This is a genomic window from Pseudoalteromonas sp. G4 (genome assembly GCF_028875915.1).
Taxonomy (GTDB): Bacteria; Pseudomonadota; Gammaproteobacteria; order Enterobacterales; family Alteromonadaceae; genus Pseudoalteromonas.
In genome coordinates, this window is the sequence record NZ_JAPEHW010000003.1 from 13,613 (window position 1) to 32,468 (window position 18,856).

An 18,856-nucleotide genomic window follows, 5' to 3' on the forward strand; every position below is an offset into this window, starting at 1 on the left:
CAATCAAGAAATCCAAATTTTACCTTTAAAAACGAGTGCTTAAATTAAAAGCTAGCAAAATTAGTTTATTAACATGTCAAAATGTTAAAGGTTCACAACATTTTCAAACAATTTACCCAAAGTAGTTAAAAGCATGCATTGATACGCTAAATGCAATTATTACAAATTGAGTAAACTAGGATGTTAACCACCAAACCGCTTTTTAAAACTCTAATATTTACTGTTGTGTCGCTTACCCTTGTTGCCTGTTCAAGCGATAAAGAAATCGAAGTCTCGAAACCAAATGATGGGCAAACTATCGCTGAATACGTTGCAAGCCAAGACTTTTCTGGCGCAGTGTTAGTAGCTAAAGATGGACAAGTTTTGCTGAGCCGTGGCTACGATTATGCCGAGCGCTCAAACAAAATTGAAAACAGTTTCGATACGGTTTTTCGTATTGGCTCAGTTACAAAACAATTCACCGCAATGGCCATGTTAATTTTAGAAGAGCGTGGCCAGCTAGCGCTCACTGATACTGTTGCCATGTACCTAAATGATTATCCAGATGGTGAGAAGATTACACTGACACATCTGCTCAATATGACCAGCGGCATTAAAAACTATACCGAGATGGGGAATTTCTCATCTTACAAAAACACCTCGCTAACACCGCTTCAATTAATTGAAAAATTTAAAGATACACCGCTCGAATTTACACCGGGTAGCAAGTTTAAATACTCCAACTCAAACTACGTGATTGCAGGTTATATAATTGAACAAGTAAGTGGTCAGTCGTATGCAGCGTTTATTGAGCAAGAAATTTTTCAAAAACTCGACATGAGTAACAGCAGTTATGGCAAAGACAAAATTGGCTACGATAAATTTGCACAAGGCTACAGCAACAATAAGCCTGTTGGCGGTATTTCAATGACGGCGCCTTATGCTGCAGGCGCATTAGCATCAACAGTGGAGGATTTATATAAATGGCATCAAGGTGTTACCAACCGCGCTCTCATTTCAGAAGAATCAACGCAAAAAATGTACACTGTAGGGTTAAATGGTTATGCCCTTGGCTGGAATGTAAGTACTAACCGTCACAATGAAAAGTTCTATCAACATGGTGGCGGTATTGATGGCTTTGTGAGCTATATTTTGCGTTCTGAGCAGAGTGGTTACTTTGTTGCCGTGCTTGCCAATGAAGAAGAGTTCCCATCAGGAAACTTAGCTAATAATATTATGAGTTTAGTGGATAAAGACTAAGCTTTTTCGCCGCATTGTAAAGGTGCGGCGCAACCTGCCAATTTACCCCATCACATGTTGGCTACGACACTTTGAAACTAAATCAATCAGCGGCTTTTCTGTTTGTATGTTTATCGACAGTAATCCAAGTAAACTACCAAACAACGCATCATGAGATGAGGGTTTGGTAGCCTCATTTGAAAGGCAGTTATAATCAAATTTAGCCTCTTGCTGATAAGACTCTGAAAGCCACACCAGCATCGGTACCTCAGTTTGTGCTTTTGGCGCAAACGCATAAGGTAAACCATGCAAAAATACACCATTTTCACCTAGTGATTCACCGTGATCCGAAACATATAACAGCCCTGCATTAACATTGTTAAGAGAACTTAATTTGTTAATCAAATCAGCTAATAATGAATCTGTTTCAAGCAAACTATTGTCGTAGGCATTAATGATTTCTTGTGGTGTGCAGTTTGCAAATGTCTCGTCTTTGCACTCAGGTAAAAACTGCTTATTTGCTTTTTCACTTCGGCGAAAATACGCAGGTCCATGGCTGCCTTGTTGATGCAGCACAATAAGAGTGTTTTGTGGCTTAACATCAAGTTCGTTAAGCGATGAAAAAAGTAATTTGTCAGGGCAGCCATCCTCACATTGCTCGCTTTTAGCTACATCGAATGTCTTGACCCGATTACATACATCTTTGCAGCCGCCGTCATTTTCGCGCCACATCACATCAAAGCCAGCACGAGCAACAATGTCGATTACGTTTTCACTGTGTTTTGCCGCAAATTCGTCATAATTTTGTTTATTCATCCAAGAAAACATACATGGCACTGAGTGGGCCGTTGCAGTTCCGCAACTTGTCATCTGACTAAAATTAACAATAGGCAAAGCGCTTAACTTTGGATTGGTATTACGGCTATAACCATTTAACGCTAAATGATCGGCACGCACCGTTTCACCTAGTACCACAATAAATACCGTCGGTTTTTTAGAAAACGCATTAAATTCGACATCACTTGCAATAGTAACAAACGCTTCATCGCCTTTAGGAAGTCGGTCTTTTACATAGCGTTTTGTCGCAGACACCACATTTAATGGAGCCGCGTAATACCGTAACTCTTTATGCATGCGGAAATATCCCGACAAAGATTGATACTGCAAAAGTGCAAATCCGCCAAGCAGTATCAAAATACTGGTTAATGCCGCGCTGTATTGAAGTGTTCGCTTGAGAATTGGCTGTAAACGAGGCTTATTAAGTAAAACAAGCAGACTTGGCAAAATGGCAAATAACAGCAAGTGACGAACAAACGGCCAAGTAATCAGATCGTTCGCTTCAGATACATTGGTTTCAAACATATTTTGAAGCATATGGGCATCAATCATAGTGCCAAAATGGTGCGAAAAGTAATTAGCGCTGACACTTGCGAAAATCAATAAAATTAACATTGGTTTAAACATGTAGCCAGGGCTTAAAAGTAAAACTATTAAGCTGTTAATTAACAGTAATAAAAATACCGAAGGTATGAACACAGATGAATCAAGTTGCTGGAAAAATACATTATTACAAGCAAAGGTTAACCACAGCACTACCGCAAATCTAACAAAACTTTTGCTGGCAAAGAGTCCATTTAGTTTGCCAAATGAAAAATGCGAATTTAATCGCTGTTCAAAGAAAAACGCACTACGCATCATTTAATCAACTCAATACATTAATAACACAACGCGTTTGAGAGTAATCCTGCTAGCTTAAGAAAAACTTAAGTTATTTTTTTATACATTTAAATCAGCGTATAAATATGCCTTAATACTCTCATAGAAGCTGTAATAAAAGGGATAGCATGTTTATTGGAGAATTTAGCAAACGGGTTGGCACTACCACCAAAACCATTCGTCATTATGAAGCAATAGGGTTATTACCAGAAGCAAAGCGCCAAGGCCGTTATCGTGTGTATGACGAACGCTACATTGAAACCGTAAAGCAAATTCGCTTGGCGCAATCCCTAGGTTTTTCACTTAATCAAATAAAACAATTATGCCAAGGCGCGAATATTAATTATGGTTTGCCCAAACACGTATTATTAACCGCGCTAAGCGAGCGTGAAACGCAGCTAAAAATACAAATCGCCAAGTGCCAACAACAACTCAACGAGATAAAAAGCTTTAATCTCTTACTCGAAAATTCTAACTGCGCTTAATTAACCTTTGACTTTGCCCTATAGGGCAAAGCGTACACTTGTGCTCGATGTTTAATAAGGAGCACAAACACAATGCAAAACTACAATAAATGGGTAGCACGAAGCGCCTACTATGATTTAATTATCACGACACCGTTTGCCATTCCTGGTGTTGCCGGCTGGGTAATCAGTTTGTTTGCCAGTTTGCACCAAACACTTGGCTTGCCGGGGGAGTTTCCCGCTTTTCAAATACAGCATTTACTGTTTGCCCATTTACTGGGTTCAGTTGTGATTGTGTGGTCGCTGCTTAGAATAAAACATACCAGTCCATTGCTTGGCTTATATGATGGTTTTGCGAGAGTACTTTTCAGTGTGTTTTATATTTATGCAATGACCCTTGGCGCAAGCCCGCTTATTTTGCTGTTTTTAATTCCAGAGCTATTTTTTGCAGTCGTGCAAAATGTGGGTTATTACCAATTAAAAAAACATCACGTTCGATCACCGAGTATTGCTTAATCAACACATTTATTAATTAAACTTGAGGTTAGTTAGAAAAAGTATTTATCAATTTCCGCTGGCGTCATTAAATGAATATCGTCTGCAGGGGCCGCATTTATCGTGAAAAAGTAAAACTCCGGACCAAGCTCTTTACCTAGTATTTCCCTAAAATAGGTTAACTGTGCACCATGAGCAGAATGGTTCTTGCCAAGCTCGCCAGCGTCTTTATTACCTTCACAGCACCATGCATGTACGCCGAGTTTTCCACCAGGTTGATACTCTTTAGTAACGCCTGCCGCATATAAGTCAACACCGCCCGAATAGGCTTCGCCATCGCTGTTCATCACTGTAGTGTATTGAGCTTGGCGAATTAATCTACCGGTGTGCATGTTAATATCATCATTCACTGAACCATCAACACTGCTAAACACAATGCGATTAACACTCGGGTGATCGAGTAATAATTCTTTAAATTGAATATAGGTTTTGGTGCCAAGTGTGCCTGAAAGAAAAGCGGAATTATTTTCAACCACCAGCTGACTATTACCACCCGAGAACAAACTGTCGTTTATCACCATTTCAAAGCCATACTGCCCCGTGGTTTTTTGATCAACAATAACCCCAGAAAGTGTAAATTCTGCGTCTTTTTCCAGCAGCTCAATCCCTTCGCCAACCAGTGCATTTTCATTGTCGTTGTGTCTTACCACTGCAAGTTCATTTTTCGGTTTTTCGTTCTCAAAATCAAAACCGAGCACAATAATGCCATCATCATAGCGAATGTAAATTACACCTTCTTCCATATCGAAATCGAGCATCTCAAGCGCAGAACTTTTACCATCAATTTGCACAGCAAGTTTTGCAGCGAGTTCTTTGTAGTCAGCCACATAGGCCGCAACATCAGCAGGTTTAATTGCATGTACTTCGGTTACTTTGGTATCTACAGAGTTTGAAGATGAAGAGCTGCCACAACCAGATAATAAAATGGCTGCGGCAATCATTGAGGGTAAAAATAGCTTCATAATGCGTTCCGTTATGCTTAATAAAATTCGCCGGCAAGATTAGCATTTAGGCCTGTAAGATAACGTTTAGCTTTGTGAGCAACTGTAGTATGTCGCTACATTTTAAGACAGCTTTTAACAAAGAAGTACTTGCGTATTGGCTGTTTAAATAAAAATGGCAGCCCTTGTTTAATGTTTAAACAAGGCTCTAAAGTTTGCTTATAATTGATTTAAGCCATGTCGATTAATAAATGAAAACACATGACCAAGCACTTGTTGTTGAAGCGCTTTACGGTCAACGCCTTCACGGTCTTTACATAACAACACACCTTGCGCCTTAAAGTTATGTTCGCACTGGTTAATGTAAATAAAGTGCCCTGCACCTTGTTTAATACCAACTAGCTCGGCATTTTTAATATGCTCAGCATAATATTGTGCATGTTGCTTGAACGGCAAAAAATCATTTTCAACTGAGCCAATCACCAAGGTCGGCACTTTAACATCCATTAAACTGCTTTCATTTACGGCGTGGCCAAGGGCAGGATCAAGTGAAATTACGGCTTTAATGCGCTTATCCAGCATTTGTGATTGCACTTCACTGATTTTGCTTATTTTATCGTTTGTGTATGGCGTTGCTTTTTGCTTGTTATAAGCACAGCTTTTATCGTTTTTAGCCTCAGCTAAAGCGCAATAACGCTCTGACTTTCCGGCTTCTAACTTTGCACCCGCAAGCGCCAATGCCGTAAAGCCTCCGGCGGAGTGACCTAACATCAATACATTATTTGTATCGATATTTAGATTAAACAACCCTTTATTGGTTAATTGCTCAAGGGCAAAGCTAACTTCTTGTGGGCGCTGCCAAAAACGTGCAAGTACACTTGGGTCAATTGTTTCTTTGCCGTACACCCAAGATTCGCCATAGTGCGCAACGCCTACCACCAGCCAGCCTTGTGATGCCAAGGCATAACCTAACCAGTTCATTTCAATGGGTGAGCCAAATGCACCGTGCGAAATTAACGCAATTTTTCGTTTATTTTGCGATTCAACTAAACACACTGTTGCGCCACAGTTAGCATCGCCTGACAAGTACCACAGCTTCACCTTTACAGGCTGATTAGTTTGCTTATTAAAAAAATCGAGATCGTTCGATTGCAAAGTATTTTGGGCGACTGCATCATTGCCTTGTGCGCTCATTGCGTTATTTGTGAAAATTAACACGATAACAAGTAACAAAAATCGGATTGGCTTCATTTAAGGTTATTCCATTAAGCTAAGATGATTTTACTTTAACCAATGAGGTAGTCGTGTGTCTGTGCAGAAAGTGCGATTTGTGAGTGTAATCTCACTTTAAATAGCATCGCTTTCCACCGCAAAATAAAGCTCAGTAATGAGTTTTTCAGCATCTGTATCTGCTGGGTTGTTTAAATAACGCTGCACAATATGCTGATCTTTCAATCGTATTTGATTAGGCAACACCCAATGAGCATATACCTGAGATATGGTTTGCCACATTGTATTGTGCGGCCCTTGATGGCTAAAACAAGCGTAGCGCCCACCTTGCAGCGTGTAATGCTCTAATTGCTGCTGTTGAGCTAACCCTTTTAAAAACCCTGCAAAAAATTGGCTTTGCGTTTGCTCGCCTACCCAAGGGTTATCAATCGCTACACCAATAGGTTGAAGCTCACTAAAATCAAGCAGTGCGGCAAGTTCGCTCAAGCGTTTATACAGCTGCCCTGCCACCTTTGAAAACGATTGATCATTAAAGCCAACACCGTAAAAACCAAGCACGGTGGTTTGTGGTAATTCGCGCCATTTTGGTTCAAGTTTAAACGCTTCAGCTAATTTTTTTGGCGGTAAAGTGCCAGCGCGTACATTTAGCGATGATTTACCATTTAGAATATCAGTTGGGGTGCAAGCAAAATTGTTTTTAAACGCACGGGTAAAGGATGATGGCGAATCATAACCAACACGCATTGCGACTTCTAATATGTTCTCGTTCCCGCTTTTTAATAAAAACATCGCTTTTTCAAGCTTTTGCCTTTTTATAAACTCGCCGAGCTGAAACCCCGTTGCGGCAAAAAACATGCGATTGAAATGATATTTTGAAAAACCAGCATAATCGGCAAGCGCTTCAACATTGATTGCTTCATCACTGTGATCATAAATATATTGTGCCACCTTGCTGATAATCGCGGCATTAAACTGCGTGGGACTGCTTGCCATACATTAATAGAATTTTTTTATAATGATATTAGCAAGATAGCGAATGTTAATCAGTGAGTCGAGTGAATTTTTAAAGGTATAAAAAAGGCCTTATTGCTGTTTTTCAATAAGGCCTTTTTTGTAAGTTTGCCTAGCTCAAAATTGAGTAAGGCAAATTAACTTACAGTGTTTCTTCTAACCACTTAAAGAATTCACGCTGCCATACAATGCCGTTTTGCGGCGTAAGTACCCAGTGATTTTCTTCAGGAAATAGCATAAAGCGGCTCTTTAAACCACGTAATTTAGCTGCTTGGAACGCCGCAATACCTTGCTCAAGCGGTACGCGGTAATCTTTTGCACCGTGGATCACAAACATTGGCGCATCCCACTTTTCAATATGGTTAATTGGATTGAACTGACCATATGCTTTTTTCGTTGCTGCATTGTCTTGCCAATATGCGCCTCCTAGTTCGTTATTTACAAAAAACAGCTCTTCGGTTGTGCCGTACATGCTGCGTAAATCGAAAATACCACAGTGTGCGATAAAGGTTTTAAAACGACCTTCGTGGTTGCCTGCTAAATAAAACGCAGAGTAACCACCGTAACTTGCACCCACAGCACCAATACGTGAGTTATCTACGTATGACTCTTTTGCTACATCATCAATTGCTGCAAGGTAATCTTCCATTACCTGACCGCCCCAATCATTGCTGATATCTTTGTTCCATTGCTCACCGTGACCTGGCATACCACGACGGTTAGGTGCTACCACAATGTAACCCTGTGATGCCATTACTTGGAAGTTCCAGCGGAATGAGTAGAACTGAGAAAGCGCAGACTGTGGACCACCTTGTAAATAAAGTAGCGTTGGGTACTTTTTGCTCTTATCAAAGTTAGGTGGGTAAATTACCCAAGTAACCATGTCTTTACCGTCAGTTGTTTTTACCATGCGCTTTTCAACATTTGGTAAATCAAGCTCAGCGTAAAACGCATCGTTTTCTTTGGTAAGTGCAGTAAGCTTTTTGCTACCAAGATCAAAACGGTAAATTTCACGCGCAGCGTTCATGCTGTTACGTGTAACAACAATCTTATCTTTTAATACCGCTACAATGCCGTTTACATCATATTGGCCGTTGGTAAGCTGTTTGATTTTAGGCTGTGCTTTGGTTTTGGTGTTTACCGACACTTGGAATAACTGCACAGTACCACCCACTGGTGCTACAAAATAAATGGTTTTACCATCAACACTCCATTTGAAGCTATTTACGGTGCCATCCCAATGCGCAGTTAAGTTATAGTCGCGGTCGTTAACACGTACAATTATGTCTTGTTTATCGGCTTCATTACCCGCTTCGTCCATTTGTAACCATGCTAAGTGGCCTTTTGGTGAAAACGCTGGGTACTTATCGTAACCTAGGTTTTTCTCGGTCAGGTTAGTGGTTTTTTTGCTTGCTAGGTTGTAACGATAAATATCGGTATTGGTGCTTTGCACATATTCAGTACCCGTTAACTTTTTGCTCACGTAGTAAATGTTTTCACCTTTTGGACCCCAAGTGTAATCAGACGTGCCACCAAACGGTGCGGTTGGGCTTTCAAATGGCATGCCCTGCATGATGTCGACTTTTTCTTCGGTTTTTAAGTCTTGATAAAATACGTGCTTAAAGTTGCCGTCTTTCCAAGTATCCCAATGACGGTAGTTTAAGTCATCAAATACATAGGCATTTGCTTTGCCAAGTTCTTTATGGCGGTCCGTCGCTAAAATATCTTCTAGTTTCACTTTTTCGTGGAAGAGCTTTTTGCTGCCATCTGGTGAGATACTTTTATCAATCACCACGCCTTGGTAGGCCTCTAGCAGTTGTGATTCACCGCCTTTAAGCGATACTTGGTACACCTTGCTGCTGAAATCATTTTTCTCAACGCTTGGTGTTGTTACTTTATAAATAACGTGGGTTTTTTCTTTGTTTAAGCCAAGTGCGCTTACACGCTTTAATTGCCAAAGTTTTTCTGGTGTCATTACCTCATTGGCGTATGCACCCGCGCTTAGAGCAACCCCCAAGCTTACAGATAAAATAGTTCGCAACATCGCGAAGCTCCTTTAAAGAATAGACTTGCTAAGACTACAGAATTATCCCCATATTTGAAAAGTGCTATGCGATTAAAAAAAACAAAAAGCGGGTATAAAACCCGCTTAAACGTGTGTACTTAAAGTTATATGACTAATTTTCAGACTTTTAGCGCATAAAATAATAACAACAAAGAAAAAACCTTATCTTAAAGCTTAGGCTGCCTTAAGGTAAGGCTCTCGTCCTTTATGTTTGTTGTTACGCTGGTAGCTACCCTTACCTTTTTTCGCCTTTTCAACTTTGCTTTTAAATAACACGCTTGTGACTAACGCTTTAATTGCGTTGTCTTTTATCTCACCACGGCCATGATCGTGATGCATTTTTTTAGTTTTACTCATCGCTGTCCTCTTGATTGAAAATGAGTCAATTAATTCGCCGCAATACTAGCGAAAAATATGTAAAGCACAAGTGTTTACATTACTTTTTTTAAATATTTTTATTGCGGTTAAAAAGTGTTTTAACTTGCCAACAAATACCCAACACTTACTTACATTTTTCGCAATAATCATCGGTAATAATTACACCTATAGTTACTTTATTTATAGGCTCAATATGACGTTTTTAACCAAGACTACAACCCTAGCAGCAGCGCTATTACTAACCGCATGTGCTCACCACCAAAACGTGCGCCCAAGCAGTGACGGCAACCATTACGTTGACTTGTACGGCGAAACAAAAACAGAAGTTTCAAAACAGGCATTTAAGCAAGCAAAATCGTACTGTAAAGAGTCAAAGTCGAAGCCTTATGTGGTTTCTGAAAAAGTTGATTACATTGGCAATATGAGTGAACAAGACTATTTAACTAAACGCAATATCGCTGATGCCGTTGAAGCTGCAGGAACTGCTATGTGGATTTTTGGCCGAAGCCATGTAGATGATGCGGGTGCAGCTCTTAGTATTGGTGGCGATATTGCCGGTGATGCCCTCGGTGACCCGTATCAATTGCATTTAGTATTTAATTGCGGTTAATGCTTGTAAGCGAATTTATTTTCGCAAAGCTCACTTAACAAAATAATGAAAAAGCGAACAATATTTATTTCTACACAACACATTACAACTTAGCAGATTTAACTTCTTGCACTTCTATGCGGTAGTTGCCTTGTTTATCTTTCATTTTTAGCACGATATCTTCTTTGCCATCTTGGTTAAAATCGGTGCTGTATATATTCTGAATTGACTTGGGTAGCGGGCGTTCAATGTAAACCGCTTTTCGACTCAGTACGCGTTTTTTATCACCAAGATAAATACTTAACTCATCGTTATCTGTTTTAACCATTAAGTCTGTTTGGCCATCACCGTTAAAGTCTTTTAAAAATACGCCTTTGCCACTTTCACTGTTTGATTCATTTAGTTTTATAGCAATATCAAAATCTTTGCTCGCAGATGCTTTTTTGGCAAATTTATTGCTGCCAGTTCCCTTATAAATCGCCACTTCAGTATCAAGTTCAAACTCTTCGTTATTCATCGCAGCGCTCGCCATTGAAAGAATATCGGTAAAGCCAATATCAATAGAGGTTAAGGCTAAATCGGCAACGCCATCGCCATTAAAATCACTGATATTTGAGATAGCACTTGCCCCTTCTAGCGTTAATTTAATATCGGGGCTAGTCGTAAACAATTGCTCATTGTTTGCAGGTTTTGCAAAATAAATACGGTGGATAAATTTTGTGTCAAAGTCGACTTCACCTTGCGCATTATCTGCTAGGCTCTCTTTAGTATAAATATCCGCAAAACCATCACCATTTAAATCTTCAAATTTAGTAAGTTGCTGCTTACTTTCGTTGTGCAATACATCAAACGAAGTAAACCTTTTCACGCTGGTGCTTACGCCATCGATTGTTACGGGGAAAAACGTAATTGCAGTTTTATCAAAAAACACCAGATCACGTATCGAATCATTATTTAGATCAAGCAATACCGGCAACTTCGGTAGTCGGTTACTTATGGTTAAGTGACCACTATTAAATTTTGCCGTGGTTTCAGCCTTTAACGGCAGACTTGTAAGCAAGAAGCGCCCATCGTTTTGCTGAATGTAAAGAGATTGGTTTTCAATACCGGTTAAATAAAAGTCAGTAAGACCATCGTTGTTTACATCAAGGGTAAACGGAAATGATTCAAATTGTTCCACTGAGTTTTGAGTGAATACTGAAGATGCTGTAACAATTAGGTTTGGCACTTTCTCAGTTACATGAAAAATGCCTTGCTCTGTTAACACAAACGCCTGAGGGCTTTGTTCTGCTGCCAAATATCCCGTTGAATAAACAATTGAATTTTCAGGCAATTGCAGCTGCGTAACTTGGTTATCTGTTAAATTAATTTTATGCAGCGTCGTCTTTTTTTCATTACCTGCAACAAATACCGTATTTGCAGAACTAAATTCAAGCTTGCCATTAGCAAACTCGCCTAAATTAAAAGGCTCGCTGGCACATACAGCACTACTTAAAAAGGCTAAAGGAAGTAACTTTTTCATTTTTATCATCTTCATGCTTATTCATATCAATTCTATGCAATCTAATACGTTTAAACATTTCACGCCTTTTTAAATGATAAAAGGCGGATTTAAGGGATAAAAGCACAAAAGAACGGTTTTTATTCACACTTAGGAGCAGACTAAAGTTTATTAATAGTCAGGAATACCAAAGCTTATCAACTTATCACGATAGTTTAAAAGCGGATTTATAGAGACTTAATCTTTACTCATCTCAGTACTGTCTTTTATGGCTTGGTCTCGCTTGTTGGCTTGATCTTTCGACATAAACGCAATTCCGGTGGCATATATTCCAAAAAACAAAGTTAAACCACAAATAAGAGCAATATTATCTTTTATGTTTTCGCTAAATGAATAGTTTGAGACCATGATAGCTGAAAGCACAATATGAATTCGGTTTCGGGTTTTTCCTAGATTATGTTTAATCAAGCCATCACGTAATTTTGGAAAGAAATCGATTAAAAAAGGAATTAGCACAATTCCAATGGCAAGTACTTCAATTTTTGAAAAGTCCATTTCAAGTTTATCTATTTTTTAAAACAACACAGCGAAACTTATAACAAACTGAATTGATAAGCAATTTACCTCTCTACTAAAAGCTAAAAATTCATTATTACAGCTTTATTAAATACGGCACTGGGTACATAACATAAAGCATACACAATACACACTTTAAAGCTTAAAAACGTTATTTTGCTATTAAGGTGTTTATTATTTAGTCTAACTTCTAACTGAGCAGGAATCACAAAGGTAGGCAATGACGTTATCTTATTATTTAAAAGCCATACTCATCACACTTAATGTAATAAGTTTTAGCCTAATGGCAAACGATGACACGCTTTCAGGTACGTTAGTGGTAGTAAATAAAAAAGCAGACACGGTGAATTTTATCGACTTACAAAGTCGAAAAATCAAAGCTACTCAAAGTACCGGAAAAGGCCCTCATGAAGTTGCAATAAATAACAATGCAACCACAGCCGTTGTCACTAACTACAATGGCGGTAACAGTTTAACCGTATTCGATATTAAAACCGCAAAAGCGACTAACACCATCAGCCTTGCCAAACATCCCTATCCCCACGGCATTTTATATTTAAAAGGTACAAATAAGGTTGCAGTATCCGCAGAAGGCTCAAACTCGGTGGTAATTGTCGATATCGATTCGGGCAGGATTGAGAAAGCAATAAACACTTTTCAAAAAGGCTCGCATATGGTCGCACTCGCACATGCTAACAACCGCGTTTACACGCCCAATATGCATGACGATACTGTTTCTGAAATGGATAAAAACACGGGCAAATTATTAAGGACAATTGCCACACCTGAGACGCCCGAAGCTATCACCATTAATAAATCGGGCACTGAGCTTTGGGTCGGTAGCAATAAAGATGGCTTAGTTACTGTTTTTGATCTATCAACCGAGAAGGTAATTAAGCAATGGCGGGGCTTTAAATTCCCTTACCGTATTTTACTCACAAAAGATGAAAAATACGCCGTTATCCCCGATTACAAAAACAATACCTTAACCATTTTTGATGCTGTAAATAAAACACAGCTACACCAAATCACATTCGATGATATCGGGCCAAAAGGCGTTGCTTTTCACCCTAATGATCGCACTTTGTTTTTATCGGCTTACAGCAAAAACAAACTACTCGCGATAGATATTCCAAGCGGTAAGACCTTATTTGAACTACCCACAGGCAACGGCCCTGATGGTATTGGTTATTCACCGATTGTTTTGGAGTAATTTTTGATAAAAAAAGACTAACGAAGTTGCTAGCCTTTTATAAAGTTTTAGAAGCAGAAAGAACTCAATTTTGCAGTTCAGAGTAATTAAAAACGGCTGTCATTTTCACAAGGGTTTCCGTCCCTATCACCATCCATTTTTGTGTTTGGGCAATTTCTTATAAAAAAAACAACGGCTTCAGCTCGTGAATTCATCTGGCTACAATATTGACGCCCATCACATTTGAATCGGCTAGGCTCTCTTTTAGCCTCAAAAGGTTCAACTAAATTTGGTTTTTGAAAATAACTATCTTTCTCCACCACTGTGCTTTGCGCACTAAACCTATCATATAAAGAAGTTAAAATAACGGTTAACAGTACAATACTTATTAACACGCTCAAAAGCGAAGATGGCTTCCTGCCACTTTTCATTTTACGGGAGAAATCAACTTTTTTTGCAGCGACTCCTTCAATGCGACAATTTACTGCTCTGCTCTTACCATCATTCTGTTTTTCAATATCGAAATGAATGAAATCACCAACTTTAGGCTCTCTGGACATGTGTTTAAGGCTTGAAATATGTATAAAGGTGCGCTTAACTTGATTACCCTCGCTCTCAATAAAACCAAAACCTTTATCTATTTTCCATACAACAAGGTTACCCCGCATTTAGCAACATCCTTATTAAAAGTAAAAACACGGTTATGATAGTCACTTATATGAATTTAAACAATTGAAAATTAAGAGTTTAAATTAAATAGTATTTACAAAGTAGCAATCACATCTATTAATTTATGACCTTTCCCCTAAACTTTCCCACTTTTAATTCCCATTCCCGTTCAAGGGAAAACCCAACTTTAATCAAAGACAGTAAGCAAATGATTTTATTAACTTTAATTTATGGCACAGCGTTCGCTATAGCTAAACTATCAAAAGTTATGAAGTTAGTCAGATGGATATTAAACAAAGCCTTGCAAGTAATAATAAAAAGAAACGTTGGCCAATGCCGCTTGCGATTATTTTATCGCTCAGTTTAGTAGTGGGGTTTGCATCTTCCTTTAGTGATGGGGATGCCAGCATAAACCGTAATGAGTTACTGCTTGCAGACGTAAGTAGTGGACCACTTAAGTTAACGGTGTCGGGGTTTGGCCAACTGCGCTCTAAATACAGCCGCTTTATTACCGCCCGTTACCAAGCACAAGTAGAACAAGTATTTCACCTACCGGGCAGCCGAGTTGAAAAAGATACGGTGATTTTACGCCTTTCAAATCCTACACTTGAGCAACAACTAAACCGTGCTCGTTTAACGCTCGCTCGTCAAAAAGCTAATTTTGAAGCACTAAAGCTTAGCCAAAAAAGTGAAAAACTAAACCTTGAAGCAAACCTAACTTTGCTTGAAAGCGAACTCGCCAACGCCAATTTACGCGCTAAAGCAGAGCAAAAACTCATTGAGCAAGGCATTGTTTCTACCCTAGATTACAAACGCTCGCAATTAGCAGTATCACAGCTGAGTAAACGTGTTTCTCTTGCCAAACAACAGCTCAGCCAAGCGAGTGATTTACACAACCAACGATTACAAGTTGAGCGCGAATTAATGCGCGAATTTGAGCTTAGCTTTAATGCAGCACAATTAGATGTCGATAAACTCAATGTCACCGCGGGCATCAATGGCATGTTACAAGCGGTCAATGTAGAACAAGGTCAATCAGTGCAAATGGGCGCACCACTTGCAGTAGTCGGCAGTGAGCATCAGCTACTTGCTGATTTAAATGTGCCAGAGCGCGAAGCAAGCCGCATTGAAGTCGGTCAAAAAGCAACGGTAAACACCTTCGCAGGTACAGTTTCAGCGGTGGTTAATCGTATTAACCCAATCGTTAGCGATGGTCGCATTACGGTAGAGCTTGAGCTTACAGGCACCTTACCAAGCAATGCCCGCCCACAGCTCACCATTGAAGGTGATATTATCACCGACGAGCTTAATCACGCCCTTTATGTGCGTCGCCCAAGCTTTGTAAGTGGCGATACACAAAACCATATTTTCATTTTAAACCCAGCCGACAATCAATTGGTTAAAACCCAAGTTGAGTTTGGTAAACTAGCCGGCGATAACATTGTTATCAATTCAGGTGCAAATGCCGGTGACACCCTTGTAATTTCAGACAGCTCTGATTTTAAACACTTGCAAACAATAACGATTACAAATAATTAAGGAAGCAATCATGGACAATACACCGGTAATTGAACTGACCAATGTGTCAAAAATTTACTTTAGCGACGACGTAGAAACTCACGCATTAAGCGATATCAACTTACAAATTCACAAAGGTGATTACATTGCCATTAGCGGCCCATCAGGCTGCGGTAAATCAACCTTATTAAGCGTGATGGGGTTGCTTGATGATGTCACCAGCGGCAGCTATAAAATTGAAGGTGTTGATACCAGCAGCCTTAATATGGATACCCTTGCAGAGCTGCGCAATTTGCATATTGGCTTTATTTTCCAATCGTTTAACTTAATTGATGAGCTTAGTGTTTACGACAATGTAGCGCTGCCGCTGTTGTATCGCGAACCCGCTTTAAGCAAAGCTGACATAGATGCCCGCGTGAATACCGCACTTAAACAAGTGGAGATTGATCATCGTGCAAAACATAAACCAAATCAGTTATCAGGTGGTCAACAACAACGTGTCGCTATAGCCCGCGCCCTAGCTGGCAGCCCAAGCATTTTATTAGTGGATGAACCAACGGGTAACCTCGATTCGAAAAATGGTGATGCGGTAATGGCATTACTTGCCGAACTAAACGAACAAGGTACTACCATTTGCATGGTAACCCACGACCCGCGCTACGCCGGCTACGCTAAAAAACAAGTAAAACTGCTCGATGGTAAAGTGCTCAATTCTGGCAAAGAAAGCGTATCTGCGGTTGATGTAACAACCCAATTGGAGGCGCATGCATGAGTGTCCAACGCCTAACCAAACAAATAAAACATGCCAGCAGTTCGCTGCTGCAAGCGCCAGGGTTTACCAGCGCCATTGTGCTCACTCTTTCGCTCACGCTTGCCTGCTTTTTTGTAGTGATGAGCTTATTTAGCAGCTACTTTATTAAACCACTTAATGTCGATGACGAAGCACGCCTTGTAGTGGTGGAACAAGACAACGTTTATTCCGATAAAAATAGCCCAGGCTTTCAAAGCTTCCAGTCGATTATTCACTGGTATAACAACCACGACAATTTTGACAAAGTCGCTGCAATTAACATTGGCGAAGACGTAATTATGAACTTGCCGGGTCAGCCTAAGTTAAATATGACCTTTGCCAGCAACGACTATTACGACATTACCAATATGCAACTTGCTGCTGGTCAACATTTATCACCACAAAAACGCCTTGATGATAAAAGTACCGAAGTACTGATCAGCTATTCAATTTGGCAAACCTATTTTGATGGCAGCAAAAGTGCAATCGGGAAAACGATCGAACTCGTTCATGGCCAATATAAAATTGTTGGTGTAGTAGCTAAAGACTACGCAAACCCATTTATGTTTAACCGCAGTAAAAGTGATTTATGGTTTCACTTTAGCGGTGATTCACGCTTTTATAATGACGATCGCCCAAGCCCGTGGTGGAACTTATTTGGTAGCCTAAAACTTATCGGTACGCTTAAAGCAGGTGAAACGCCAGAATCTACCAAAGCTTACTTGCATGCACGTATCTTAGAAATTAAAAGTGATTGGAAAGCGGTTTTTGATGAAGTAGACGACATTGTGCCTATCGTTACACCGTTTCGCGAAAAAGAGCTTAACGGAAACGATACGTTAGCAATTTTTATGTTAGTGGGCGTAGTAAGCCTAGTGCTAATTGCACTATTAAATGTTAGTAACTTGTTTATTTCTCGCGCCGTTGTAAAACATAAACAACTCGCACTGCAAGCAGTTTTAGGGGCAAAACGCAGCGTTATTTTCACCAGCATTTTAGTGGAATCAAGCCTGTTGATGGTGGTATCGGCACTTTCTGGTTTGTTTTTTGCGGCGTGGGGTATCAAACTCTTTAAGTTTTTAAGTGAAGGTCATTTACCACTTGTTAGCGCCATTAATCTCGATCTTACCGTAGTCTCTTCTGCCGTAATTTGCTGTGTGGTATTTGCTTGGTTATTTGCTTTTATTACCAGCCGATTAATCAACTTTGGCCAGCTTAGAACGCAAATTCAAAGCTCAGGTAAAGGCGGCGTAAGCCAAATTAAAGGCAGTACTGTAAAACTGTTAATTGCGCTGCAACTGTTTTTAGCGACAGCACTTGTGATTGGCGCCACTATGGCATTAAACAAAACCTTAGAAACGCTGTTACGACCGCTTGGCAGTGAAGTAGATAATCGCTATAGCACCATGCTTTTTATCAACGATAGAGAACGTACTCTCGAACAAAAATACAATGACTTAGAAAAAATCCGTGCTGCAGTGGCAAACATTGAGGGTGTTGTTAAGGTTGGCCACGGCGACAGCCCTGTAAACGACGGACTTCGCTCAAGCACAGTAAAAGATATGTCAGGTAAAGAAACAGTCTTTATTCCACAAGCCTGGGTAGGCCGCGATTACTTTGATATTACCGGTCTTAAAATTATTGAAGGGCGCACCTTTAGCGAAGCCGCTATTCGCGGTGAAAAACACGAGTTTTTAGTTTCAAAAGCCGTTAACGATATGCTCAAACCTGGTGGCAGTTTAGTTGGCGAAAAGTTCTTAAGTTTTGATCCTGAAAACCCCGTTGAAGTGGTCGGTATTACTGAAAACTTTAATCATCCTAAGTTTTTTGATTTACACCAAGGCCGACACTTTTGGTGGGCTGCGCAGCCGTATGCATTTGGCTTAATCATTCAAATGGAGCAAGGAAAAACCTTAAACCGAGAGCAGCTGTTACAGGCAGCGCGTACAGTTGATAGCCGCATTGGTCTTTGGAAGTTCGATTTTCTGGAAGATGAATACGCCAAAATGGTTCATATGGAACGAATCACATTGAGCTTAAGCATTGTGTTGGCACTCTTTACCTTAGTACTTGCAGGCATTGGTATTTACGGTGTACTTAGCTATAACCTAGGTCTGCGCCGCTACGAATACGGTATGCGCATGGCACTCGGTGCAAAGCGCAAGCGCTTGTATCAGCAACTGTTGTCAGACACCTTACTGCCTTTAGCGTTTGCCTTTATTGCCGCATTAGTGGTGATGGTAGGTGGGTATATGTTGTTTAAAACACAATTAGCAAATTGGTTGCTTCTCAATTGGCTATGGCTCAGTATAACTGCCATAAGCATTGTGATTTTTGCCTTGTTTGCCACATTATTCCCAATGAGCAAACTAATAAATGCAAAACCAATGGCAGCACTTAGAGATAATTAACCCGAGTTAGGTATATCTATCTCTCGTCTTAA

At 39.9% G+C, this 18,856-nt stretch carries 17 protein-coding genes; 8 read left to right on the forward strand and 9 right to left on the reverse strand.

The window, feature by feature from the left end:
- The first annotated feature begins 180 nt into the window (after positions 1 to 180).
- Positions 181 to 1,239 carry a serine hydrolase domain-containing protein gene (locus ON073_RS02065; protein ID WP_274760194.1) on the forward strand — a complete coding sequence of 353 codons (1,059 nt, stop codon included), beginning with the start codon at positions 181 to 183 and terminating at the stop codon, positions 1,237 to 1,239.
- A 42-nt stretch (positions 1,240 to 1,281) separates the two neighbouring features.
- Here the strand turns inward: ON073_RS02065 and ON073_RS02070 are convergent, their stop codons facing one another.
- A complete protein-coding gene (locus tag ON073_RS02070; protein ID WP_274760195.1) occupies positions 1,282 to 2,916 on the reverse strand; it encodes a phosphoethanolamine transferase in 1,635 nt (544 codons plus the stop codon).
- A 146-nt stretch (positions 2,917 to 3,062) separates the two neighbouring features.
- Here ON073_RS02070 and ON073_RS02075 point away from each other — a divergent pair, with 146 nt between their 5' ends.
- On the forward strand, positions 3,063 to 3,419 hold the full coding sequence (locus tag ON073_RS02075) for a MerR family transcriptional regulator (protein ID WP_274760196.1): 357 nt from the start codon (positions 3,063 to 3,065) through the stop codon (positions 3,417 to 3,419).
- Between the two features lie 72 nt (positions 3,420 to 3,491).
- On the forward strand, positions 3,492 to 3,914 hold the full coding sequence (locus tag ON073_RS02080) for a hypothetical protein (RefSeq protein ID WP_274760197.1): 423 nt from the start codon (positions 3,492 to 3,494) through the stop codon (positions 3,912 to 3,914).
- A gap of 32 nt (positions 3,915 to 3,946) precedes the next feature.
- Here the strand turns inward: ON073_RS02080 and ON073_RS02085 are convergent, their stop codons facing one another.
- The 5 genes from ON073_RS02085 to ON073_RS02105 all read right to left on the reverse strand — a co-directional run bounded on the left by ON073_RS02085 (position 3,947) and on the right by ON073_RS02105 (position 9,557).
- Positions 3,947 to 4,915, reverse strand: coding sequence for a hypothetical protein (locus tag ON073_RS02085; RefSeq protein ID WP_274760198.1), 969 nt, complete (start codon positions 4,913 to 4,915; stop codon positions 3,947 to 3,949).
- A 198-nt stretch (positions 4,916 to 5,113) separates the two neighbouring features.
- Positions 5,114 to 6,145: an alpha/beta hydrolase family protein gene (locus ON073_RS02090; RefSeq protein ID WP_274760199.1), complete on the reverse strand. Its 1,032-nt coding sequence runs from the start codon at positions 6,143 to 6,145 to the stop codon at positions 5,114 to 5,116.
- A gap of 96 nt (positions 6,146 to 6,241) precedes the next feature.
- The gene (locus tag ON073_RS02095) at positions 6,242 to 7,117 is read right to left on the reverse strand and encodes an AraC family transcriptional regulator (RefSeq protein ID WP_274760200.1); all 876 of its coding nucleotides are present in this window, start codon (positions 7,115 to 7,117) and stop codon (positions 6,242 to 6,244) included.
- Positions 7,118 to 7,277: 160 nt separating this feature from the next.
- On the reverse strand, positions 7,278 to 9,179 hold the full coding sequence (locus ON073_RS02100; RefSeq protein WP_274760201.1) for a S9 family peptidase: 1,902 nt from the start codon (positions 9,177 to 9,179) through the stop codon (positions 7,278 to 7,280).
- Positions 9,180 to 9,374: 195 nt separating this feature from the next.
- A complete protein-coding gene (locus tag ON073_RS02105) occupies positions 9,375 to 9,557 on the reverse strand; it encodes an alternative ribosome-rescue factor A (protein ID WP_274760202.1) in 183 nt (60 codons plus the stop codon).
- Positions 9,558 to 9,771: 214 nt separating this feature from the next.
- Between ON073_RS02105 and ON073_RS02110 the strand changes: the two genes are divergently transcribed.
- Positions 9,772 to 10,188: a hypothetical protein gene (locus tag ON073_RS02110; RefSeq protein ID WP_274760203.1), complete on the forward strand. Its 417-nt coding sequence runs from the start codon at positions 9,772 to 9,774 to the stop codon at positions 10,186 to 10,188.
- Between the two features lie 82 nt (positions 10,189 to 10,270).
- Here ON073_RS02110 and ON073_RS02115 read toward each other — a convergent pair whose 3' ends face one another.
- Both ON073_RS02115 and ON073_RS02120 read right to left on the reverse strand, forming a co-directional pair.
- On the reverse strand, positions 10,271 to 11,689 hold the full coding sequence (locus tag ON073_RS02115) for an FG-GAP repeat domain-containing protein (RefSeq protein ID WP_274760204.1): 1,419 nt from the start codon (positions 11,687 to 11,689) through the stop codon (positions 10,271 to 10,273).
- 216 nt (positions 11,690 to 11,905) lie between these two features.
- Entirely contained in the window at positions 11,906 to 12,223 is a 318-nt protein-coding gene (locus ON073_RS02120) for a hypothetical protein (protein ID WP_274760205.1), read from the reverse strand.
- A 241-nt stretch (positions 12,224 to 12,464) separates the two neighbouring features.
- Between ON073_RS02120 and ON073_RS02125 the strand changes: the two genes are divergently transcribed.
- Positions 12,465 to 13,457 (forward strand): YncE family protein, encoded by a 993-nt coding sequence (locus ON073_RS02125; RefSeq protein ID WP_274760206.1) that lies wholly within the window; start codon positions 12,465 to 12,467, stop codon positions 13,455 to 13,457.
- Positions 13,458 to 13,543: 86 nt separating this feature from the next.
- On the opposite strand, the gene ON073_RS02130 is transcribed toward ON073_RS02125, so the two are convergent.
- Positions 13,544 to 14,104 (reverse strand): cold shock domain-containing protein, encoded by a 561-nt coding sequence (locus ON073_RS02130; RefSeq protein WP_274760207.1) that lies wholly within the window; start codon positions 14,102 to 14,104, stop codon positions 13,544 to 13,546.
- Positions 14,105 to 14,387: 283 nt separating this feature from the next.
- Between ON073_RS02130 and ON073_RS02135 the strand changes: the two genes are divergently transcribed.
- The 3 genes from ON073_RS02135 to ON073_RS02145 are packed head-to-tail and all read left to right on the forward strand — an operon-like array spanning position 14,388 to position 18,824.
- Positions 14,388 to 15,644: an efflux RND transporter periplasmic adaptor subunit gene (locus ON073_RS02135; protein WP_274760208.1), complete on the forward strand. Its 1,257-nt coding sequence runs from the start codon at positions 14,388 to 14,390 to the stop codon at positions 15,642 to 15,644.
- 10 nt (positions 15,645 to 15,654) lie between these two features.
- Positions 15,655 to 16,395 (forward strand): ABC transporter ATP-binding protein, encoded by a 741-nt coding sequence (locus ON073_RS02140; RefSeq protein ID WP_274760209.1) that lies wholly within the window; start codon positions 15,655 to 15,657, stop codon positions 16,393 to 16,395.
- Positions 16,392 to 18,824, forward strand: a complete 2,433-nt coding sequence (locus tag ON073_RS02145; RefSeq protein WP_274760210.1) for an ABC transporter permease — start codon at positions 16,392 to 16,394, stop codon at positions 18,822 to 18,824. Before ON073_RS02140 ends, ON073_RS02145 begins: the two co-directional genes overlap by 4 nt.
- Positions 18,825 to 18,856: the final 32 nt, after the last annotated feature.

Bases quoted from the DNA above. Each gene is read 5' to 3' on its own strand.
- ON073_RS02120 (WP_274760205.1), bottom strand. From the start codon at position 12,223: ATGGACTTTTCAAAAATTGAAGTACTTGCCATTGGAATTGTGCTAATT.
- ON073_RS02145 (WP_274760210.1), top strand. From the start codon at position 16,392: ATGAGTGTCCAACGCCTAACCAAACAAATAAAACATGCCAGCAGTTCG.
- ON073_RS02110 (WP_274760203.1), top strand. From the start codon at position 9,772: ATGACGTTTTTAACCAAGACTACAACCCTAGCAGCAGCGCTATTACTA.
- ON073_RS02095 (WP_274760200.1), bottom strand. From the start codon at position 7,117: ATGGCAAGCAGTCCCACGCAGTTTAATGCCGCGATTATCAGCAAGGTG.
- ON073_RS02100 (WP_274760201.1), bottom strand. From the start codon at position 9,179: ATGTTGCGAACTATTTTATCTGTAAGCTTGGGGGTTGCTCTAAGCGCG.
- ON073_RS02090 (WP_274760199.1), bottom strand. From the start codon at position 6,145: ATGAAGCCAATCCGATTTTTGTTACTTGTTATCGTGTTAATTTTCACA.
- ON073_RS02115 (WP_274760204.1), bottom strand. From the start codon at position 11,689: ATGAAAAAGTTACTTCCTTTAGCCTTTTTAAGTAGTGCTGTATGTGCC.
- ON073_RS02140 (WP_274760209.1), top strand. From the start codon at position 15,655: ATGGACAATACACCGGTAATTGAACTGACCAATGTGTCAAAAATTTAC.
- ON073_RS02130 (WP_274760207.1), bottom strand. From the start codon at position 14,104: ATGCGGGGTAACCTTGTTGTATGGAAAATAGATAAAGGTTTTGGTTTT.
- ON073_RS02085 (WP_274760198.1), bottom strand. From the start codon at position 4,915: ATGAAGCTATTTTTACCCTCAATGATTGCCGCAGCCATTTTATTATCT.
- ON073_RS02080 (WP_274760197.1), top strand. From the start codon at position 3,492: ATGCAAAACTACAATAAATGGGTAGCACGAAGCGCCTACTATGATTTA.
- ON073_RS02070 (WP_274760195.1), bottom strand. From the start codon at position 2,916: ATGATGCGTAGTGCGTTTTTCTTTGAACAGCGATTAAATTCGCATTTT.
- ON073_RS02105 (WP_274760202.1), bottom strand. From the start codon at position 9,557: ATGAGTAAAACTAAAAAAATGCATCACGATCATGGCCGTGGTGAGATA.
- ON073_RS02135 (WP_274760208.1), top strand. From the start codon at position 14,388: ATGGATATTAAACAAAGCCTTGCAAGTAATAATAAAAAGAAACGTTGG.
- ON073_RS02065 (WP_274760194.1), top strand. From the start codon at position 181: ATGTTAACCACCAAACCGCTTTTTAAAACTCTAATATTTACTGTTGTG.
- ON073_RS02125 (WP_274760206.1), top strand. From the start codon at position 12,465: ATGACGTTATCTTATTATTTAAAAGCCATACTCATCACACTTAATGTA.
- ON073_RS02075 (WP_274760196.1), top strand. From the start codon at position 3,063: ATGTTTATTGGAGAATTTAGCAAACGGGTTGGCACTACCACCAAAACC.